An 18,713-nucleotide genomic window follows, 5' to 3' on the forward strand; every position below is an offset into this window, starting at 1 on the left:
GCGGCGTCATCGGGCCGAAGGGTCGCATGACCTCCACCCTCACCCATTACTGGCGCATCCTGAAATGGGGCCGCACGCTGGCGCGGCATGGCGCGCTGATCGAGATCGAGCGCAATCCGCGCAGTCCGGTGCGGTTGCGCCGCGTCGTGCGGCTCGCCCGGCTCGGCGCGCGCGTGCCGAAGACGCCGCGCTATGCGGAGGCGTTCGCGGCGCTTGGCCCGGCGGCGATCAAGCTGGGGCAGACGCTGGCGACCCGTCCCGATCTGGTCGGGGAGGACGTGGCGCACGATCTGCTGACGTTGCAGGACGCGCTGCCGCCGCTGTCATGGGACATCATTCGCCCGGCGATCGAATCGGGCCTCGGGCAATCGATCGACGCGCTGTTCGCCTCGATCGAGGAAACGCCGGTCGGCGCGGCATCGATCGCGCAGGTGCACCGCGCCGTTACCACCGATGGTCGCAGGGTCGCGGTGAAGGTGCTGCGTCCGGGGGTCGAGGCGCAGTTCTTCGACGCGATCGACACCTATGAATGGGCCGCGACCAAGCTGGAGACGATGGGCGGCGAATTGCGCCGCCTGCGCCCACGGCTGGTGATCGAGACGATGAAGCGCTGGACCGCGCGCGAACTCGATCTGCGGCGCGAAGCGGCGTCGGCGTCCGAGCTGGCCGACGGGATGGAGGCCGAACCGGACTTCGTGATCCCCGCGATCGACTGGCAGCGTACGACGTCGAAGATCCTGACCACCGAATGGATCGACGGCATCAAGCTGTCGGATCGCCCTGCGCTGGTCGCGGCGGGGCATGATCTGACCGCGATGGCGACGCGGCTGGTGCGCGCGTTCCTGCGACAGGCGATCGCCGACGGATTTTTCCATGCCGACATGCATCAGGGCAATCTGTTCGCCTTGGCCGACGGACGCATCGCCGCGATCGATTTCGGCATCATGGGCCGGATCGACCGGCGCGCGCGGGTATGGCTGGCGGAGATCCTGTACGGCCTCATCACCGGCGACTACCGACGTGTCGCTGAAATCCATTTCGAGGCGGGCTATGTCCCCGCGCATCACAACGTCGCCGAATTCGCGACGGCGCTGCGCGCGGTGGGCGAACCGATGCGGGGCCTTGCGGTCAAGGACATGTCGGTCGGCATGATGCTCGATTCGCTGTTCAATATCACCCGCGACTTCGACATGCAGACACAACCGCACCTGCTGCTCCTGCAAAAGACGATGGTGATGGTCGAAGGGGTCGCGACCGCGCTCGATCCCGATATCAACCTGTGGGAAACGGCGGCACCGTTCGTGCGCGGCTGGATTCGCGACGAACTGGGGCCGGAAGCGATCGTCGCCGACCGGATCATCACTGACCTGCGCACCTTTGCCCGGCTGCCGGACCTGATCCGCAATATAGAAGCACGGTTCCCCGGCCCCGGCGGCGCCCCCCCATCCCCCCCGCTGCGCGACGTGACCGTGGTGCGGACCGACAGCGGCTGGCGGTACGCACTGGTTTCGATCGGCAGCGGTGCGATCGGTGCGGCGCTGGTGGCGCTGCTGGGATGATTCGCGCGCGGCCGCCGGTGTGGCTCGGCACGCCCGGCCGGTTCGCGTCGCTGCGCCCCGGCCATGCGGTGGCGGTGCTGCTGCTGATCGTCGCGGCCTTGCTCGCGGTGCTCGTCTTACCCGGCGAGCCCGCACGCCCCGACCCGGTGGCGCAGGATGCGATCGTCGAGGAGATGCGCGAAGGCGGCGATTATTATTCGGTCGCGGCACAGGCATTGCGCGCCGAAGGCGAAGTCCCCGCGCGCCTGCCCGCCTTCCGCCTGCCGACGCTGGCGGTGGTGCAGGCGGCGTTGCCCGATATCGTCGTCGTGCTGATCCTGCTGGGTATCGCGGTCGCGAGCGTGCTGGCATGGGCGCAGCGAATTCGCGAATGGTTCGTCCGCCCCGCCGCGCGGACCACCGCATATTTCCTGCTGGCCGGCGGAATGGTCGCGTTCGTCCAGCCGGGACTGGTGCGCGTCCACGACATCTGGGCCGGTCTGCTGATCGCATGGTCGCTGGCGATGCGGCGCGAGGATCGCTGGGTCGAAGCGGCGGCGATCGCGTGTTGCGCGACCTTGCTGCGCGAGACGGCGGCGCTCTACGCGGTCGTAATGCTGGGCGCGGCGTTGTTCGACCGTCGACGGCACGAGGCGCTGGGCTGGGCGATGGTGGTGGCGGTGTTCCTCGCGATTCTCGCGCTCCACGCGCGTGCGGCGGGGCTCGCCACCGGGCCGCTCGATCCTGCCACGTCATGGTGGGGCGGGCTGCACGTACCTGGCCCGTTCGCCGCGACCATGGCGCAATCGACGGTACTGACGCTGCTGCCCGGATGGATCGGCGCGCCGGTCGCGCTGCTGGCGCTGGCGGGCTGGATCGCCGCGCCCGGCCCCTTTGGCGGGCGGGCGGCGCTGGTGTTCGGCGGCTATGCGCTGGCGACCGCGCTGACGGGCCGGGCAGAGATCGCGCTGGTCGTCGCCCCCGCTTTCCTCGTCGGTCTCGCCTTCGTACCCGATGCCACCCGCGATCTGACGCGCGGCCTTCTCGACAGACGGCGCGTTCGGGTGCACAGGATCACGCGATGACACGCATCCTGCTGATCGTCGGCGGCGGCATCGCCGCGTACAAGGCGTGCGAGCTGATCCGCCTGCTGCGCCGTGGCGGCCATGACGTGCGCTGCGTGCTGACCGATGGCGGCGCGCATTTCGTCACGCCGATGACGCTGGCGGCGCTCAGCGAACGGCCGGTGCACACCAGCCTGTGGGATCTGAAGGACGAGGCCGAGATGGGCCATATCCAGCTCAGCCGGCAGGCCGATCTGGTCGTCGTCGCCCCCGCTACCGCCGATCTGATGGCGCGGATGGCGGGCGGCGTTGCCGACGATCTGGCGACCACCCTGCTGCTGGCGACCGACAAGCCGGTGCTCGCCGTCCCGGCGATGAACGTGCGGATGTGGCAGCATCCCGCCACCCGGCGCAACATCGCCACCCTGCGCGGCGACGGCATCACCGTACTGGAACCCGATGAAGGTCCGATGGCGTGCGGTGAATTCGGTCCCGGTCGACTGCCCGAACCGCATGCGATCGTCGCCGCGATCGAAGCGTTAACCGGCACCCCTGCCTCGAAACCGGCGCCGTCGCTGGCCGGACGGCATATCCTCGTCACCGCAGGGCCGACGCACGAGCCAATCGACCCGGTGCGGTATCTCGCCAACCGGTCGTCGGGGAAACAGGGTTTCGCGATCGCCGCCGCCTGCGCCGCGCGGGGCGGGCGGGTGACGCTGGTCGCGGGGCCGGTAACACTGGCGACGCCTGCCGGGGTCGACCGGATCGACGTGGAAACCGCACGCGAGATGGCCGATGCGGTGACGCAGGCATTGCCGGCCGACGTCGCCGTCATGGTCGCTGCCGTCGCCGACTGGCACGTCGACGCCGCCCCGTCCAAGCTGAAGAAGGACGGCGGCGCGCCCGTATTGGCGTTGCGGCCCAACCCCGACATTCTCGCGACGCTGGGCGCATCCGACCGCCGCCCGCGCCTGCTGGTCGGATTCGCGGCCGAAACCGACGACGTACTCGTCCATGCCACGGCCAAACGATCCGCGAAGAACGCCGATTGGATCGTCGCCAACGATGTCGGCGGCGACGTGATGGGCGGCGATCGCAACGAAGTGCATCTGGTCACCGCCGCCGGTGCCGAACGCTGGCCCGATGCCCCCAAAAGCGAGATCGCCGATCGCCTTGCCGACAGGATCGCCGATGCGCTTCGCTAAATTCTTTCCGATGCTGCTTGCGCTCGCCGCGTGCACGACGACCGCGCCGCCGCCCGTTCCGCCGCAGCTGGCCGGACAGGCGTTCGGCCCCGACGCCCCGCGCGACGTGCAGACGCTGGTGCTGGTGCTGCACGGCGATGGCGACGGGGTCGTGCCGGCGTCGTTCGTCGACGCGACGCACGCCATTTCCAATGCGATTCCCGGCGCACGCGCGGTGGCGCTGCTGCGCCCGGGCTATGGTGATGCGGCGGGCAACCGGTCGCCCGGGCTGCGCGGCGGCACCGTCGGCGACAGCTATACCGTCGAACGGATCGGCGCGGTCGCGGACACGGTCGCGGCATGGCGCGCACGCTATCCCCGGGCGCGCACCGTGCTGGTCGGGCAATCGGGCGGCGCGGCAATGGCGGCGACGATCGCCGGATTGCGGCCGGGGCTGGTGGACGGTGTCGTGCTGGCGGGATGCCCGTGCATGCTGCCCGAATGGCGCCGGTACATCGCGAAGCGGCGCGGCATTGCGTTCACCGGATCGCCGGGCAGCTTCGATCCGCTGATGACCGTCGGCGGCATCGCGCCCGGTACGCGGGTCGCGTTGCTGGTCGGGTCGGACGATACCGAAACGCCGCAACGTTTCTCGCGCGCCTATGCCGAGGCGCTGGCCCTGCGCGGGATCGCGACCGACTACCGCGTGCTGCCGGGGCGCGGGCACGACCTGCTGGGCGATCGCGACCTGATCGACGCCGTCCGCCGCATCGCCGCCGCCCCGGCCGTATCACCCACGCGGACGGCGATGACCCGATGATCGACCTGCAAATCCTGCGCCTCCCGAATGGCGACGGCCTGCCGCTGCCCGCCTATGCCACCGCCGGGGCGGCGGGGATGGATGTCGTCGCCGCCGAAACGCTGACGCTGGCCCCCGGTGCACGGGCAGCAGTCGCCACGGGTTTCGCGCTGGCGATCCCGGACGGGTACGAAGTCCAGGTCCGTCCGCGCTCCGGCCTCGCGCTGCGCCATGGCATCACCTGTCTCAACACCCCCGGCACGATCGACAGCGATTATCGCGGCGAAGTGAAGGTGATCCTCGCCAATCTGGGGGACGCGCCGTTCGATGTGGTGCGCGGCGAACGCATCGCGCAGCTGGTTCCCGCCGCCGTCACCCGCGCTGCGCTGGTCGAGGTCGCGACGCTCGACGACACGGCGCGCGGCATCGGCGGATTCGGGTCCACCGGGCGGTGATCGCGCTCGCGCTGCTGGGCGGCGTCGTGCCGCAGCTACCGGCGCAGGCGGTGCCACCGGCGAGCGTCGCCACCGTGCGGCCGATCGACTGGGACCGGCTGCCGCCGCTGCCCTATCGCCACGCGCCGCGCGTAACGCCGCGCATGACCGGCTTCGTCGCGACGGAAATGCAGCGCACCGCGTGTCCCGCCCCGGCACCGGTCGACGGACGGATGCAGGTACAGGTCGACGTCGCCGTCCTGATCGGCAGTGAAGGGCTGGTCCGGGCCACCATCCCCCGCGCGATCGCGTGTCCGGTGGTCGAACAATATGCTGCGGGACTGGTCATCAGCTTTTCGCGCAACAACATGATTCCCCGGCTGGTCGACGACGGCGGATGGTATCGCGCCACGATCCTGTTCGATTGGCCGGCATGAATTTTTCGGACGCCGAACTCGATCGCTATGCCCGGCACCTCGTGCTGCGCGAAGTCGGCGGCGCGGGCCAAGCCGCGCTGAAAGCAGCCCGGGTCGTCGTGATCGGCGCAGGCGGTATCGGATCGCCTGCGCTTCAGTATCTCGCGGCGGGCGGGGTCGGTACGCTGGTCGTGGTCGACGACGACGTGGTCGATGCCAGCAATCTGCAACGCCAGACGCTGTTCGGCGATGGCGATATCGGGCGGCCCAAGGTGGCGGCGGCGATGGACGCCATCGCCCGGATCAACCCGTTCGTCACGGTCGATCCGATCGCGCTGCGGATCGATGCCAACTCCGCGCCCGCCATCCTGCGCGGCGCCGATGTAGTGGTCGATGGCTGCGACAATTTCGCGACGCGGCTGGCGGTGGCCGACGCTGCGCTGAAGGCACGGGTGCCGTTGGTGTCGGCGGCGGTCGGATCGTTCGAGGGACAGTTGGGCGTGTTTCGCGGCTGGGAACCCGCCCTGCCCTGCTATCGCTGCCTCGTTGGCGACGATCCCGACCGGGCGGATGTCAGTTGCGCCGATCAGGGCGTGCTGGGCGCACTGACCGGCGTGATCGGCAGCATGGCCGCGCTGGAGGCGATGCGCGCGATCGTGGGATTCGGCGACGATCCCGCCGGCAAGTTGCTGATCGCGGACCTTCTGGCGTTCCGTTTCCGCACGCTGACACTGGTCAAGGATCCCGGCTGCCGATGCGCGGCCTGACCGTCGTCGTCGCAACCGGCGACCCGGACCGATTGCGCACCGCGCTGACGCTGGCATGCGCGACGGCGGCACTGGACGGCCGCGCACGCGTATATCTGCATGAGGGGGCAGTCGCACTGTTGGGACAGACCCATCCGGTCCCGCCCGGACTGCCGGCTATTGACGAATTGCGCGCGATGGCGGCGGAGAGCGGCGTGCGCATCATCGCCTGTCAGACCGGACTGGCGCTGGCCGGATCGTCGGCACAGGCGCTGGGCGTCGACGGCGGGGGCATGATCGAACTGCTCGCCACGCTGGACGAAGACCGGCTGGTAACGCTGTAGCACGCTGGCGTCGCGCGTCGCAGGAAGCTAGGGAAACCGGAACCCCACCCGTCCTATGCGTCGCAAGGCTTGCCGTTGCTCAAGAAACTACTCGCCGGTCGTCGCCGCTCGACACCGGTCTTCCGCATTCCCGAAGGACAGCGCGTCTACGCCATCGGCGACGTGCACGGCTGTCGCACGCTGCTCGACCGGCTGATCGACGCGATCGCCGCCGACGACGCGGCGCGTGCGCCGATGGCGACGACTCGCATCTTCCTTGGCGATATCGTCGATCGCGGCCCCGATTCGGCGGGTGCGATCGACCGGCTGCGCGAGCTGGACGCCGGGCCGCTCGCGACCCGGTTCCTGCTGGGCAACCATGAAGAGATGTTTCTGGCCGCGATCGAACGACGGCCTAACGCGTTGCGCACCTTCACCCGGATCGGCGGGCGCGAAACGATCCTGAGCTATGGCATCGATCGCGACAGCTACGATGCTGCCGGATATGCCGAACTGGCCGATATGATCGATGCCGCTGTGCCGGCCGATCATATCGCCTTCCTGCGCGGGTTCGAGGACCAGATCGTGATCGGCGACTATGCCTTCGTCCATGCCGGCATCCGCCCGGACATCGCGCTGGACGCGCAGAAACCGTCCGACCTGCGCTGGATTCGCGAACCGTTTCTGGACCATCGCGGGCTGCTGTCCCACCGCATCGTCCATGGTCATACGATCAGCGAAGCGGTCGCCTTCATGCCGCACCGCATCGGAGTGGACACCGGCGCCTATCAAAGCGGTCGTCTTTCGGCGGTCGGACTCGAAGGCGATGCGGCTTGGCCGATCACCGTTTCCGATTGATCGACGGCTTTACTGTCACAGGTTTTCAAATAAAATCGTTACGTAACAATTCGGCAATATATTACTCGGATGTTAATTACGATGTTCGATGAACAAGTGTTGCCATGGGGCCATAGACCTGCCGCATCGCAACAGGGTCGGTCGAAAATGGGTTGCGCACTGCGCAATCTTGGGACATGTGTCCGCCTGAGTTCAAGCAAGGGAGTTTGAAAATGCGTCTCAACAAGATTCTCGCCGTGGCCGCTGCCGCGTCGCTCGTTACCTCGCCGGCCCTCGCCGCGTCGAACCCGGCCGCCAGCCTGTCGGTTGCCAAGTCGGCTCGCGCTTCGGCACCGGTCGCTGAAAAGAACAAGCTGGCTGGCGGCGGCATCATCGTCGCTCTGCTCGCCGCTGCAGCGGTTGTCGCCGGCATCGTCGTCGTCGCCGACAGCGATGACGATGCGGACAGCAACTGAGCTTTATCGCTCTGTTGAGAGAATAGCGGCCTTCGGGCCGCTATTTTTTTGCCTGCAACGGATGGAGAATGCCGTTCGCCGCGGCGACGTTCGGCGGCGGAGCGGAAGCTCGGCCCTGTCGGCGTTGAGGACGATCCTTCCTCGGCAAACGCCTGACCGGAATGTCGAGCGGACCGTTTCGTTCTACGTCGCCCTATGGCTCGCTAACGAGCGGACCGGGATGACACCCGGCACCCGTCCGAATCACCCCGCCAATGGCGTAGCCGCTTACCGGCGGAGCAACGTGCGTGACCTGCCAGTAAGGCGGGCAACACCGTACTCAATGCCGCGCGACCCGCGGCCGCCGTTGGTTTAGGCCAGTCCGTCCCCAGCCACCCATGCCATTATCGCAGCGGCTGATCTCTCGTCCCCAGCACTACCGGTGTGAACGGAATCGCCGCCCCTGCGGGCAATGCCGCGATCTCCCGCTCGATCAGGGTCGCGCGGGTGCCGGAGGACGAATGCGTCCGGCTGTGAAAGATGCCGCCGTCGATGCGCGCGCCCGGTCCGCGCCAGAACGCGACCGCCAGCGCCGGGTCCCAACCGGCATTGCGCAACAGGTGAACGCCCAGCCGGTCGGCATCGTCCTCGGTCCGACGGAACAGCCGTCCATTCCGGCCGAATTCGCTCAACAGCCCACGATTCACCTTCGCCGCGTTCAGCCGCACGCGATGGCGCAGGATATTATGCGCCAGCTCATGTGCGACGACGACCGCCAGTTCGGGATCGGTGAACCGGTCTAGGAACGCACTCGATATCTGGACCAGCCGCCCGTCCGCCGCCGCATCGAACGCCGTACCGACACGCAATTCGAACAGCGTCCGGCAACCCGGCGACGGCGCGATGGTAACGCTCCGGTCCACTCCGGCGCGTCGCAGGACGACAGCCAGCGGCCGGTCGGCTGCCTGCCCGTCCAGCAGCGCAACGAACGCGTCGCGTGTCGCAACATGCCCCGTTCCCCGTGCTGCCGGCACGGGCTTGCCCGCGATACGCACGATCGAGTCGCCGGCGCGTATCCCCGCCTGCGCGGCCGCGCCGCCGGGCACCACGCCTTCAACCGCGATCGCGGTTTCGAATCCGAAAACTCGCCGCGCATCGGCCTGTTCCGCCGCGGCATATTGATCGACCGCATGGACGACCATGCCGGTCACCGGCGCACGATCGACACACAATGTCGCATTGGCCCGCGCCAGCCGATAGCCGATCGTCGCCAACCGCACGTCGCCCGCGCGAAGGACTTCCAGTGACGCCGTATCGCCCGCCAGCGCCGACGCGCCGGGCATGCCCATCATGATCGTGATCGCAAGAACACGCCACCGAACGCGACGAATCGATCCGATCGTCGTCGTCAGCGCCCTTTGCGAATTCTTCGCCAACGTCATTCCGCTCCCGCCAACCCTCCCGTCGCCGGGCGATCTAGCACGCTGGCCCTCAAACGAAAACGACGCCGGAATTGCTTCCGGCATCGTTCGGTTCGACACGTGACTGGTTGCCTTACTGGCCCGACGGCGGCGGCGGCGGCGCACCCGCGCCCTGTTGCTGCATCATCTGCTGCATCTGGATCTGCTGGAGTACCGTTTCGGGGATGAAGTCGACCATCTCGACGTCGAACACCAGAACCTTGGTCGCCATTTCCGCCATTTCCGACGGGATCGGCGGCGCCCCTTCCGGTCGCGGCGCGCCATAGCCCAGTTCGGGCTTCAGCCAGAACCGATACCGCGAACCCTTCGGCATCAGCTTCAGCGCCTCGCCGAAGCCCGGCACCACGCCCTTGGGCGACATCGGCGTCGGACGCTCGCTCTTGTCGAACACGGCCCCGTCGACGAACTTGCCGACATAGTTGACCAGCGTCACGTCGGCATCGGTAGGGGTCGGCCCACCCTTGCCCTTGTCCAGCACTTCGTACTGCAATCCGCTCGCGGTCGTCACCACGCCCGGACGCCCGGCGTTGTCGGAAAGGAACGAGCCCACACCGGTTCGTGTGCCTGCCCATGCGAGGCTGGCGGCCAGCACCAGCGCCAGCGCGATACCGCCCCAGACCCAGACGAGGTAACGCGACTTTACGGGATGGATCGGAACAGCGGTAATGGACATCGGAACCCCTATCGGTGCGTCAATAGCACACCGCAACGCTTGGAATGGTGGTGCCGGCGCTCATGCCGGCACGGCCTTTACCGTGCGCTGTCGCGCTCCACGCGCTTGCGCTCCAGCTTGCGGGCGCGACGCACGGCCGCGGCACGCTCGCGCGCACGCTTTTCGGACGGCTTTTCGTAATGACGGCGCAGCTTCATCTCGCGATAGACGCCTTCGCGCTGAAGCTTCTTCTTCAGCGCGCGAAGTGCCTGATCGACATTATTGTCGCGGACAATGATCTGCATGGGGCCGTCTAACTCCGAATCTTAAATCGCAATAGAAATAGGTTCGCCGAAGCAGGGCCGCGGCGTGACACGTCCCCCTAACAGGAGTGACGCGTGCGAGCAAGCACCCAGCCGGGCGGCTCAGAACAGCAGGTCGGCACCGCCGCTGCGTGCAAGGATGCGTCCGATCGCGTCGAACAGCGCATCCATCGCCACCGGTTTGAACAGGACTTCGTCGGCACCCGCTGCGATACAGCGCTCGGTCAGGTCGACGGCGGTATCGGCCGTGACGATGATGACCGGCAGCGTTCGCTTGGCATCGGTCCGCGCGCGGATCCGGGCGATGGTCTCGAACCCGTCCATTCCCGGCATGCGCAGGTCGAGCAGTACCAGATCGAACGATTCGTCGTCGATCCGGCGCAATCCCTCAATCGCCAGATCGGCTTCGGTCATGGTCGCACCGGCGACGTCGAGCATATCGCGCACGACCCGGCGGTTCATCGCATCATCCTCGATATAGAGGATGTTCATGACCGTCGTGTCCGGTCCGTACAGGGTGGGCGCGATTGACACATATTGGAACCAGCTATCGCGCTACGCTGCGTCGGATACAAGAGCGGCCGAAGGGCTATCTTCGGTCGCAGGCGGAATGATCAGCGATTCGATCAGCTTGGCTCCCGATACCGGCTTGGCGAAGACCCGCATGCCGGGCGCATCGATCGATGGATCCTCGCCACGCGGCAACAACAAAACGCCCGTCGCGGCGGTGGCGCGGACGGTTTCCGTTATGCGGGCGATGTCGGCATCGGGATCGGCCGATGCGGTGCGCAAACCGGCGGCATCGACCAGGATGGCGGCCACGCCGCCCTGTTCGGCGCGCGCGATCAGCGCATCGGCATCGTCGACGAATTCCACCGTCGACGCCTTTCCTTCGAACAGGCCACGCAACATGCCGCGCGCGATCGGATTGCGTTCCAGCACGATCAGCGACCGGCACGCATCGTCGACGCACGGCACGGTCGCGTCACCCGGCTGCGCCACCTCGACCAGAGGAAGGTCGACGGTGAAGGTCGATCCGACGCCCGGCACGCTGGCGAGCAGAATATCGCCGCCCATCGCCCGCGCGAGGTTGCGACAGATGGTCAGCCCCAGCCCGGTGCCGCCGAAATTGCGCGTCGTGCTGGTATCGGCCTGGTGAAAGGATTCGAACACGTCGTCGATCTTGTCGGCGGGAATGCCGATACCCGAATCGGACACCGCGATTCGCAGCCGCCCGTCCGCGTCCGTCACCCGCACCGCCACTTCGCCTGCCTGCGTGAATTTCAGCGCGTTGGACAACAGGTTGAACACGATCTGGCGCAGCCGGGCCGGATCGCCTTCGATCCAGCGCGGCACGTCGCCGATATCGAGCACGAACGCGATCCCACGGTCCCGCGCCTGTTGCCGCCACAGCCGCGCCACGTCGGTGATGGTTTCGACCAGATCGGTCGGCAGCCGTTCGACGCTCAAATTGCCCGCCTCCATCTTGGCGACGTCGAGGATGTCGTTGACCAGCGACACCATCGTCCGCCCCGCGCCATGGACGATATCCAGCCGATCGCGCAGCGACGGCGTCAACGCCGGGTCCGCCAGCATCACCTGCGTCATGCCGAGAATGCCGTTCAGCGGCGTGCGGATCTCGTGACTGGTGGTAGCCAGAAAATCGCCCTTCGCCTTGAGCGCCTTGCCCAACGCCGCGTTGGTCGCGCCCAGTTCGACGTTGGCGCTGCGTACCGCGTTGCGGCTGCGGCGCAGCGTCACGACACCGAACGACAACAGCGCAACGAGCACTGCGACCGCCGCAGCGATCGCGCCGAACAGGATACGCTGGAACCGCGCACCGGCGCGTTCGAGCTCGACCTTGCGGCGCAACTCTTCCTGCTGGAGCCGCGCGATGCGCAGTTCCTGGTTCTGGAAGTCGAACCGTGCCGCCATCAGCGCGGTCTTGGCCGAAATCGCGACCTGCGTGGCGCGTTCGTTCAGCCGGTCGAGCGCCGCCAGATGGGCCAGCGCCTTGGCCGTATCACCAGTGGCGAGATAGACGGCATAGGCATTGCCATGGTTATCGCGCGAAGCCAGCGGCGTGGTTTCGAGATCGACGCCTGCGAAGGCGGTGTCGACGAGTTCATGCGCCAGCGCCTTGTCACCCCGGTCGATCGCCAATCTTGCTGCCAGCGTGCGGAACTGGTCGAGGGTCGCCTTGGAATTCAGCGTCCGCGCCAATCGCATCCCGCGCCCGACGGTCTGCCATGCGAGGTCAGTCGCACCGGTTCCACGCTGCGCGCGCGCCAAATTCCGAAGAATCTGCGTTTCGAACGCCGGATTGTCGAGTTTGCGGACCCCGTCGAGCGCGCGTTCGAAATCGACGATCGCCCGGCGGTACTCGCCCATGTCGGTCAGGACGTTTCCACGATTGTTCAGGAGCGACACCAGCAACAGCGGGTCGGCGTCATAGGTATCGATCGCCTGTCCGTAATAGCGTAGCGCGGCGTCGAAATCGGCGCCTTCGCGATACAGCGATCCAATGCTGAGCAACGCCATTGCCTGCCCGCGCGGATTGCCGGTGGCGCGATAGACCCGGTATGCCCCCTGATAATCCGACAGTGCGCGCGATACGTCGGCGCGGTCGGCGGCCATATCGCCGCGCGTCCGCAACACGTCGCCTTCGATCGATGTTCGGGGCCGGACCTTCTGGAGGATCGCGAGCGCCTCCGCGACCTTGCGCTGTGCATTGGCTGTATCGTCCAGCCGGACATAGGCTTCGGCCTGAAGCCATTTACTCGCAGCCACCAACCGGCTTGTGCGCCCCTTGCGCAGCGCCGCGTCGTGTTCCAGCGCCATGCCCTCGCGCAGGCCGCGCGCCGGGTCGGCGACCAGCAGCGCCCGTACCGAATCGAACCGCCGGTCGAGCGGATCGCGTGCGCCCTGCCCCCCCGCCGCAGCCGGCAACTGGATCAGCGCAACACCGATCGCCATTGAAAGAAGCCGCAACTGCATGACCTTATGGTCGCACGGAATGGTTAAGCGAACGTAACGATCAGCCGGTTTTCCACAGGCCTTCGTTGCGACGGAACGACAGGCGCGGGCTGGCCATCGCGTCGAGATGCCGGCTACCGTCAAGGAAGACGCGGAAAGCGCCGAATTCGATCGGGCGGCTGATGAGATATCCCTGCACCATGTCGCACCCCATCACCCCCAGCAGGGCAAGCGCGGCCGGGGTTTCGACCCCTTCGGCGGTTACCTGCATGCCCAGTGCGTGGGCGAGATCGATGGTCGACCGGACGATCAACGGATCGCGGTTGCTGCTCGTCAATTGCGTGACGAACAGCTTGTCGATCTTGAGTTCGCCGGCGGGCAGACGCTTCAGATAGGCGAGCGAGGACAGTCCGGCCCCGTAATCGTCGATCGCCAGCGAAATCCCGATATCGGCCAGCGTGCGCAGGTTGGCGATCGCGCTTTCGGGATCGCGGATCACGGCCGTTTCGGTAATCTCGAACCCGATCCTTGCACCGCCATCGCGGATCAGATGACAGGCGTCCCGAATGAATCCCTGATCGGACAGCAGGACACCCGAGATGTTGATGAAAATCGGAAAATCATGCCCCACGGCCGCCAGCGCACGCTGGTCGGCGATGACCCGGCGAATCGTCCACAGGGTCAACGCGCCGATGACGTGGCTCCGCTCCGCCGCTTCGATGAAATCGCCGGGCAGGATCAGCCCGCGGGTCGGATGCCGCCACCGTACCAGCGCCTCGGCACTTGCCACGTTCTGCTGCCGGATGCGGATCTTCGGCTGGTACTGAAGGAATATCTGCCCGTCCTCGATCGCGCCGGGCAATTCGCGCATCAGCATGACCGGGTCATAGGTATCGACCGGCTCGGCCAGATCGTGCAGCACGTCGCTTCCCTTGACCCGCGCTTCGGCCAGTGCCTTTTCGGCGGCTTCGATCAGGCGCACGTCGTCGATATCGAGCGACGACGCCCCCGTGCCCCCGATAATGATTCGCACGAGGTGGCGTTCGCCGTCCAGATCGAACGGCTCGGCCAGCGTCGCCCGGATCAGTGCCGCCATCGCTGCACCCGATTCGCTCGAATCGCCCTCGAACGCGAGTTCGAGCGTCGCGCGACCCGTCACGGAGAGCCGAAGGCTGGGCAGGCATCGTCCGATTCGGCCCGCGATATCCTCGATCAGCGTCGCGGCGCGGCCCAGACCGACATGGCGTCGCAGGACGGCGAAGTTCTCGATCTCCGCCGACAGCATGAACCGCCATGGCAAGGCCGGCGGCTCGGGCCATCCGGGCAACGGCCCGTTACGCACACCCGCCCCGTCGCCGGGCACGGGGCCCGGCGGCGGGAAGGACGGTGAGTCGGAGTCGGCCAGCGTCATGATGGCTCGATGCTACCGGCAAAGCACGAACCAACCGTTAACGCTCTAACCCGGCATTTTATTGGAATTTGTCATTTGTGAGATGGTTAATTTTACGTTAAAGAATGCCTCGCGCCTCGGCGCTACTGGGAGAATAAACATGCACGCATTCCTGAGCCTTTTCCGTGACAGCTACGGCGGCGATCTGCGCCCGATCTGAACGGAATGACGTCTGGACCGGGTACGGTTTCCGTTACCGGTCCAGACGGTTTGATGCCCACGCCTGTCTCCACCCTATTAACGTTCGCTCCGAATGCCACGCGGCAAAGATCAACTGCCGTACGGACCAGTAAAGGTTGCTTCGTTCGCGCCGTCGACATCGCTACCTGACGCCCGATCATGGCTTCCCCTACCCTTACCCATCTCCAGCGGCTCGAAGCCGAAAGCATCCACATCCTGCGGGAGGTGGTGACCGAGGCCGAACGCCCGGTAATGCTCTATTCGGTGGGCAAGGATTCGGCGGTGATGCTGCATCTCGCCAAAAAGGCGTTCTTTCCCGCGCCGCCGCCCTTCCCCCTGCTGCATGTCGACACGACGTGGAAATTCCGTGCGATGTACGACCTGCGCGACCGGGCGGCACGCGAGGCCGGGATGGAACTGCTGGTCCACCGAAATCCCGACGCGGTCGCGCGCGGCATCAATCCGTTCGATCACGGCAGCCTGCACACCGATCTGTGGAAGACCGAGGGCCTGAAACAGGCGCTCGATCACTATGGCTTCGACGCGGCATTCGGCGGCGCGCGGCGCGACGAGGAAAAGAGCCGGGCGAAGGAGCGTGTCTTTTCGTTCCGGTCGACCAATCACCGCTGGGACCCCAAGGCGCAGCGGCCCGAACTCTGGCACCTGTACAATGCGCGCAAGGCGAAGGGCGAATCGATCCGCGTCTTCCCGCTGTCGAACTGGACCGAACTGGATATCTGGCAATACATCCTTGCCGAGCGGATTGAGATCGTGCCGCTCTACTTCGCCGCGCCCCGCCCGACCGTCGAACGCGACGGCATGCTGCTGATGGTCGACGACGACCGCTTCCCGCTCGCCCCGGGCGAAACGCCGGTCGAACGTTCGATCCGCTTCCGCACGCTGGGCTGCTATCCGCTGACCGGCGCGGTCGAGAGCGAGGCGGCGACGCTGGGCGAGGTGATCCAGGAAATGCTGCTGACCACGACGTCGGAACGACAGGGGCGCGCGATCGATCGCGACGCCGGATCGGCCAGCATGGAAAAGAAGAAGCAGGAGGGGTATTTCTGACGCTTCGTCATGCCGCCCATGACGAAGCGTCAACCCCGGCGCAGACCGGGGTCGCCCACCATGAACGATACCCCCGACCACAGGGAGCCACCGGCCTTTGCCGGGGTGACGTAACGATATGACCGCCCCCATCCCCGCCTACACCCCCGACGCGCTGATCGCACAGGACATCGATGCGTATCTGGCGCAGCACCAATCGAAGTCGCTGTTGCGCTTCATCACCTGCGGATCGGTCGATGACGGAAAATCGACGCTGATCGGCCGGCTGCTGTATGATTCGAAGATGATCTTCGAGGATCAGCTCGCCGCGCTGGAAAGCGATTCGAAGCGGGTCGGGACGCAGGGGCAGGAGATCGATTTCGCGCTGCTGGTCGACGGGCTGGCCGCCGAACGCGAACAGGGCATCACGATCGACGTCGCCTATCGCTTTTTCGCGACCGAGAAGCGCAAGTTCATCGTCGCCGACACGCCCGGCCACGAACAATATACCCGCAACATGGTGACCGGAGCATCGACCGCCGACCTTGCCGTGATCCTGATCGACGCGCGCAAGGGCGTGTTGACGCAGACGCGGCGGCACAGTTTCCTCGCGCATCTGATCGGCATCCGTCACATCGTGCTGGCGGTGAACAAGCTGGATCTGGTCGGGTACGATCAGGCGACGTTCGACGCGATCGTCGCGGACTATCGCGCCTTCGCCACGTCGATCGGGATCGACGCGTTCACCGCGATCCCGCTGTCCGGGTTTCGCGGCGACAACATCACCGGTCCTTCGGCGAATACGCCATGGTATGACGGACCGGCGCTGATCGAGCATCTCGAACGCGTCGAACTGGACAGCGAAGCCGCCGCCGTGCGGCCGTTCCGCCTGCCGGTGCAATGGGTCAACCGTCCGAGTCTCGACTTTCGCGGTTTCGCGGGACTGATCGCCAGCGGCACCATCCGGCCGGGCGACGCGGTGCGGGTCCTGCCATCGGGCCGCACCAGCCATGTCGCGCGGATCGTCACCATGGACGGCGACCTGACCCAAGCGGTGGCGGGCCAGTCGATCACGCTGACGCTGACGGACGAGATCGACTGTTCGCGCGGCGACGTGATCGTCGCGGCCGACGCCCCGCCACAGGTCGCCGACCAGTTTCGCGCGACGATCGTGTGGATGGACGGCGAACCGCTGCTGCCGGGCCGCGCCTATTGGCTGAAGACGGGGGCGAACACCGTCTCCGCCACCGTCCAGCAACCGCGCCATGCGATCGACGTCAACACACTGGCCGAACTGTCGGTAAAGACGCTGCAACTCAACGATATCGGCGTGGCGGACGTGTTCACCGATCGCGGCATCGCGTTCGAAGCCTATGCCGACGACCGCGATCTGGGCGGGTTCATCCTGATCGACAAGATCACCAACGCGACCGTCGCGGCGGGCATGATCGACTATGCCCTGCGCCGCAGCCAGAACGTCCACTGGCAATCGATCGACATCACCCGCGAAGCGCATGCCGCGCAGAAGAACCAGTCGCCGCGCGTCCTGTGGTTCACCGGCCTGTCGGGTTCGGGCAAGTCGACCATCGCCAATCTGGTCGAGAAAAAACTGCACGCTCTGGGCAAGCACAGCTTCCTGCTCGACGGCGACAATGTCCGCCACGGGCTGAACCGTGACCTGGGCTTCACCGACGCCGACCGGGTCGAGAATGTGCGCCGGGTGGGTGAGGTCGCCAAGCTGATGGCCGATGCCGGGCTGATCGTACTCACCGCGTTCATCTCGCCGTTCCGGGCGGAGCGCGATCTGGCCCGGTCGATGCTGCCCGCCGGGGAATTCGTCGAGGTATTCGTCGACACCTCGCTGGACGTCGCCGAGGCACGCGACGTGAAGGGGCTGTATGCAAAGGCACGCAGCGGGGCGCTGGCCAATTTCACCGGCATCGACAGCCCGTACGAACCGCCGCTGACACCCGAAATACGGGTCGACACGACGCGCGAAACGCCCGAGGCGGCGGCCGAACGCATCGTCGAACATGTGCTCGGCATCTGGGCGCCGGTATTGTGAGCGACGCCCAACTCGCCGCGTCGATCGCTGCAGAAGCTGGCGCGCTGCTCCTCGCGATCCGCAACGAAGGCCGCGAAACGGGTAAGGCGCTGGGCGATCGCGGCGACCATCAGGCGAATGCGCTGATCCTCGACCGGCTGCGCACCGCCCGCCCGGACGATTTCGTGCTGTCCGAAGAATCGGTCGACGACAAGCTGCGCTGCGCCGCGCCGCATACGTGGATCATCGATCCGCTGGACGGTACGCGCGAATATGCCGAAGGACGCGACGACTGGGCGGTGCATATCGCGCTGGCGGTAGGCGGCGTGGCGGTGGCGGGGGCAGTCGCGCTGCCCGCGATGGGCGTCGTCCTGTCCAGCGATCCCGCCGCGATCGTCCCCCCCGCCCCGCCCCGGCGACGCATGGTCGTCAGCCGGTCGCGACCCGCCGCCGAAGCGCTGGCCGTTGCCGCCGCGATCGATGCCGAACTGATCCCGATGGGATCGGCGGGGGCAAAGGCGATGGCGGTGGTGCGCGGCGATGCCGACATCTATCTGCATTCTGGCGGACAATATGAATGGGACAGCTGTGCCCCGGTCGCGGTGGCGCTGGCCGCCGGATTACACGCGTCGCGGATCGACGGTTCGCCGCTCCGGTATAATTGTCACGAAACGTGGCTGCCCGACCTGTTGATCTGCCGCCATGAAGACGCGGCGCGCGTGCTGGCGCTGGTCGCCGCCGGAAACTGACATCGCGGCGGCGGT

General features: G+C 66.8%; 20 protein-coding genes. 14 read left to right on the forward strand and 6 right to left on the reverse strand.

Annotation, left to right across the window (positions count from 1 at the left end; all coding sequences use genetic code 11):
* The first annotated feature begins 26 nt into the window (after positions 1–26).
* The 10 genes from ubiB to IFT55_RS11625 all read left to right on the forward strand — a co-directional run bounded on the left by ubiB (position 27) and on the right by IFT55_RS11625 (position 7,817).
* On the forward strand, positions 27–1,559 hold the full coding sequence (ubiB, locus tag IFT55_RS11580; RefSeq protein ID WP_192092194.1) for a 2-polyprenylphenol 6-hydroxylase: 1,533 nt from the start codon (positions 27–29) through the stop codon (positions 1,557–1,559).
* Positions 1,556–2,623 carry a hypothetical protein gene (locus IFT55_RS11585; RefSeq protein WP_192092196.1) on the forward strand — a complete coding sequence of 356 codons (1,068 nt, stop codon included), beginning with the start codon at positions 1,556–1,558 and terminating at the stop codon, positions 2,621–2,623. The genes ubiB and IFT55_RS11585 overlap by 4 nt, the downstream gene beginning before the upstream one ends.
* Entirely contained in the window at positions 2,620–3,807 is a 1,188-nt protein-coding gene (gene coaBC, locus IFT55_RS11590; RefSeq protein WP_192092198.1) for a bifunctional phosphopantothenoylcysteine decarboxylase/phosphopantothenate--cysteine ligase CoaBC, read from the forward strand. Before IFT55_RS11585 ends, coaBC begins: the two co-directional genes overlap by 4 nt.
* Positions 3,794–4,606, forward strand: coding sequence for an alpha/beta hydrolase (locus tag IFT55_RS11595; RefSeq protein WP_192092200.1), 813 nt, complete (start codon positions 3,794–3,796; stop codon positions 4,604–4,606). The genes coaBC and IFT55_RS11595 overlap by 14 nt, the downstream gene beginning before the upstream one ends.
* Complete coding sequence (gene dut, locus IFT55_RS11600) at positions 4,603–5,040, forward strand: dUTP diphosphatase (RefSeq protein WP_192092202.1); 438 nt, start codon at positions 4,603–4,605, stop codon at positions 5,038–5,040. The genes IFT55_RS11595 and dut overlap by 4 nt, the downstream gene beginning before the upstream one ends.
* Complete coding sequence (locus IFT55_RS11605; RefSeq protein WP_342029297.1) at positions 5,037–5,456, forward strand: hypothetical protein; 420 nt, start codon at positions 5,037–5,039, stop codon at positions 5,454–5,456. The genes dut and IFT55_RS11605 overlap by 4 nt, the downstream gene beginning before the upstream one ends.
* Complete coding sequence (locus tag IFT55_RS11610; protein ID WP_192092204.1) at positions 5,453–6,202, forward strand: HesA/MoeB/ThiF family protein; 750 nt, start codon at positions 5,453–5,455, stop codon at positions 6,200–6,202. Before IFT55_RS11605 ends, IFT55_RS11610 begins: the two co-directional genes overlap by 4 nt.
* Positions 6,190–6,525, forward strand: a complete 336-nt coding sequence (locus IFT55_RS11615) for a DsrE family protein (protein WP_192092206.1) — start codon at positions 6,190–6,192, stop codon at positions 6,523–6,525. The genes IFT55_RS11610 and IFT55_RS11615 overlap by 13 nt, the downstream gene beginning before the upstream one ends.
* 75 nt (positions 6,526–6,600) lie before the next feature.
* Positions 6,601–7,362, forward strand: a complete 762-nt coding sequence (locus IFT55_RS11620; RefSeq protein WP_192092208.1) for a metallophosphoesterase — start codon at positions 6,601–6,603, stop codon at positions 7,360–7,362.
* A 212-nt stretch (positions 7,363–7,574) separates the two neighbouring features.
* Entirely contained in the window at positions 7,575–7,817 is a 243-nt protein-coding gene (locus IFT55_RS11625) for a hypothetical protein (RefSeq protein WP_192092210.1), read from the forward strand.
* Between the two features lie 383 nt (positions 7,818–8,200).
* Here IFT55_RS11625 and IFT55_RS11630 read toward each other — a convergent pair whose 3' ends face one another.
* On the reverse strand, positions 8,201–9,148 hold the full coding sequence (locus IFT55_RS11630) for a M48 family metallopeptidase (protein ID WP_192092213.1): 948 nt from the start codon (positions 9,146–9,148) through the stop codon (positions 8,201–8,203).
* On the opposite strand from IFT55_RS11630, the gene IFT55_RS11635 reads away from it, so the two are divergent.
* A complete protein-coding gene (locus tag IFT55_RS11635) occupies positions 9,138–9,341 on the forward strand; it encodes a hypothetical protein (protein WP_192092215.1) in 204 nt (67 codons plus the stop codon). The two genes, IFT55_RS11630 and IFT55_RS11635, sit on opposite strands and share 11 nt — an antisense overlap.
* Positions 9,342–9,350: 9 nt before the next feature.
* On the opposite strand, the gene IFT55_RS11640 is transcribed toward IFT55_RS11635, so the two are convergent.
* From IFT55_RS11640 to IFT55_RS11660, 5 genes are all read right to left on the reverse strand, one after another.
* Positions 9,351–9,950, reverse strand: coding sequence for an FKBP-type peptidyl-prolyl cis-trans isomerase (locus IFT55_RS11640; RefSeq protein ID WP_192092216.1), 600 nt, complete (start codon positions 9,948–9,950; stop codon positions 9,351–9,353).
* Between the two features lie 77 nt (positions 9,951–10,027).
* Positions 10,028–10,234 carry a 30S ribosomal protein S21 gene (gene rpsU, locus IFT55_RS11645; protein WP_019368605.1) on the reverse strand — a complete coding sequence of 69 codons (207 nt, stop codon included), beginning with the start codon at positions 10,232–10,234 and terminating at the stop codon, positions 10,028–10,030.
* Between the two features lie 120 nt (positions 10,235–10,354).
* On the reverse strand, positions 10,355–10,744 hold the full coding sequence (locus IFT55_RS11650) for a response regulator (RefSeq protein ID WP_192092511.1): 390 nt from the start codon (positions 10,742–10,744) through the stop codon (positions 10,355–10,357).
* A 63-nt stretch (positions 10,745–10,807) separates the two neighbouring features.
* Positions 10,808–13,228, reverse strand: a complete 2,421-nt coding sequence (locus tag IFT55_RS11655; RefSeq protein ID WP_192092218.1) for an ATP-binding protein — start codon at positions 13,226–13,228, stop codon at positions 10,808–10,810.
* A gap of 61 nt (positions 13,229–13,289) precedes the next feature.
* Positions 13,290–14,639, reverse strand: coding sequence for an EAL domain-containing protein (locus tag IFT55_RS11660; protein ID WP_249403785.1), 1,350 nt, complete (start codon positions 14,637–14,639; stop codon positions 13,290–13,292).
* A 378-nt stretch (positions 14,640–15,017) separates the two neighbouring features.
* On the opposite strand from IFT55_RS11660, the gene cysD reads away from it, so the two are divergent.
* The 3 genes from cysD (at position 15,018) to IFT55_RS11675 (ending at position 18,698) form a co-directional block, all read left to right on the forward strand.
* Positions 15,018–15,926 carry a sulfate adenylyltransferase subunit CysD gene (cysD, locus tag IFT55_RS11665; RefSeq protein WP_192092220.1) on the forward strand — a complete coding sequence of 303 codons (909 nt, stop codon included), beginning with the start codon at positions 15,018–15,020 and terminating at the stop codon, positions 15,924–15,926.
* Positions 15,927–16,044: 118 nt separating this feature from the next.
* Positions 16,045–17,970 (forward strand): sulfate adenylyltransferase subunit CysN, encoded by a 1,926-nt coding sequence (gene cysN, locus IFT55_RS11670; RefSeq protein ID WP_192092222.1) that lies wholly within the window; start codon positions 16,045–16,047, stop codon positions 17,968–17,970.
* On the forward strand, positions 17,967–18,698 hold the full coding sequence (locus tag IFT55_RS11675) for an inositol monophosphatase family protein (RefSeq protein WP_192092223.1): 732 nt from the start codon (positions 17,967–17,969) through the stop codon (positions 18,696–18,698). The genes cysN and IFT55_RS11675 overlap by 4 nt, the downstream gene beginning before the upstream one ends.
* Positions 18,699–18,713: the final 15 nt, after the last annotated feature.

Source organism: Sphingomonas sp. CFBP 13720 (genome assembly GCF_014842075.1).
Classification (GTDB): Bacteria; Pseudomonadota; Alphaproteobacteria; order Sphingomonadales; family Sphingomonadaceae; genus Sphingomonas.

What these genes read in the sequence shown, in the direction of transcription:
- ubiB (WP_192092194.1), top strand. Translation starts at nt 27, where the DNA reads ATGACCTCCACCCTCACCCATTACTGGCGCATCCTGAAATGGGGCCGC.
- IFT55_RS11585 (WP_192092196.1), top strand. Translation starts at nt 1,556, where the DNA reads ATGATTCGCGCGCGGCCGCCGGTGTGGCTCGGCACGCCCGGCCGGTTC.
- coaBC (WP_192092198.1), top strand. Translation starts at nt 2,620, where the DNA reads ATGACACGCATCCTGCTGATCGTCGGCGGCGGCATCGCCGCGTACAAG.
- IFT55_RS11595 (WP_192092200.1), top strand. Translation starts at nt 3,794, where the DNA reads ATGCGCTTCGCTAAATTCTTTCCGATGCTGCTTGCGCTCGCCGCGTGC.
- dut (WP_192092202.1), top strand. Translation starts at nt 4,603, where the DNA reads ATGATCGACCTGCAAATCCTGCGCCTCCCGAATGGCGACGGCCTGCCG.
- IFT55_RS11610 (WP_192092204.1), top strand. Translation starts at nt 5,453, where the DNA reads ATGAATTTTTCGGACGCCGAACTCGATCGCTATGCCCGGCACCTCGTG.
- IFT55_RS11615 (WP_192092206.1), top strand. Translation starts at nt 6,190, where the DNA reads ATGCGCGGCCTGACCGTCGTCGTCGCAACCGGCGACCCGGACCGATTG.
- IFT55_RS11625 (WP_192092210.1), top strand. Translation starts at nt 7,575, where the DNA reads ATGCGTCTCAACAAGATTCTCGCCGTGGCCGCTGCCGCGTCGCTCGTT.
- IFT55_RS11635 (WP_192092215.1), top strand. Translation starts at nt 9,138, where the DNA reads ATGCCCATCATGATCGTGATCGCAAGAACACGCCACCGAACGCGACGA.
- IFT55_RS11630 (WP_192092213.1), bottom strand. Translation starts at nt 9,148, where the DNA reads ATGATGGGCATGCCCGGCGCGTCGGCGCTGGCGGGCGATACGGCGTCA.
- IFT55_RS11640 (WP_192092216.1), bottom strand. Translation starts at nt 9,950, where the DNA reads ATGTCCATTACCGCTGTTCCGATCCATCCCGTAAAGTCGCGTTACCTC.
- rpsU (WP_019368605.1), bottom strand. Translation starts at nt 10,234, where the DNA reads ATGCAGATCATTGTCCGCGACAATAATGTCGATCAGGCACTTCGCGCG.
- IFT55_RS11650 (WP_192092511.1), bottom strand. Translation starts at nt 10,744, where the DNA reads ATGAACATCCTCTATATCGAGGATGATGCGATGAACCGCCGGGTCGTG.
- IFT55_RS11655 (WP_192092218.1), bottom strand. Translation starts at nt 13,228, where the DNA reads ATGGCGATCGGTGTTGCGCTGATCCAGTTGCCGGCTGCGGCGGGGGGG.
- IFT55_RS11660 (WP_249403785.1), bottom strand. Translation starts at nt 14,639, where the DNA reads ATGACGCTGGCCGACTCCGACTCACCGTCCTTCCCGCCGCCGGGCCCC.
- cysD (WP_192092220.1), top strand. Translation starts at nt 15,018, where the DNA reads ATGGCTTCCCCTACCCTTACCCATCTCCAGCGGCTCGAAGCCGAAAGC.
- cysN (WP_192092222.1), top strand. Translation starts at nt 16,045, where the DNA reads ATGACCGCCCCCATCCCCGCCTACACCCCCGACGCGCTGATCGCACAG.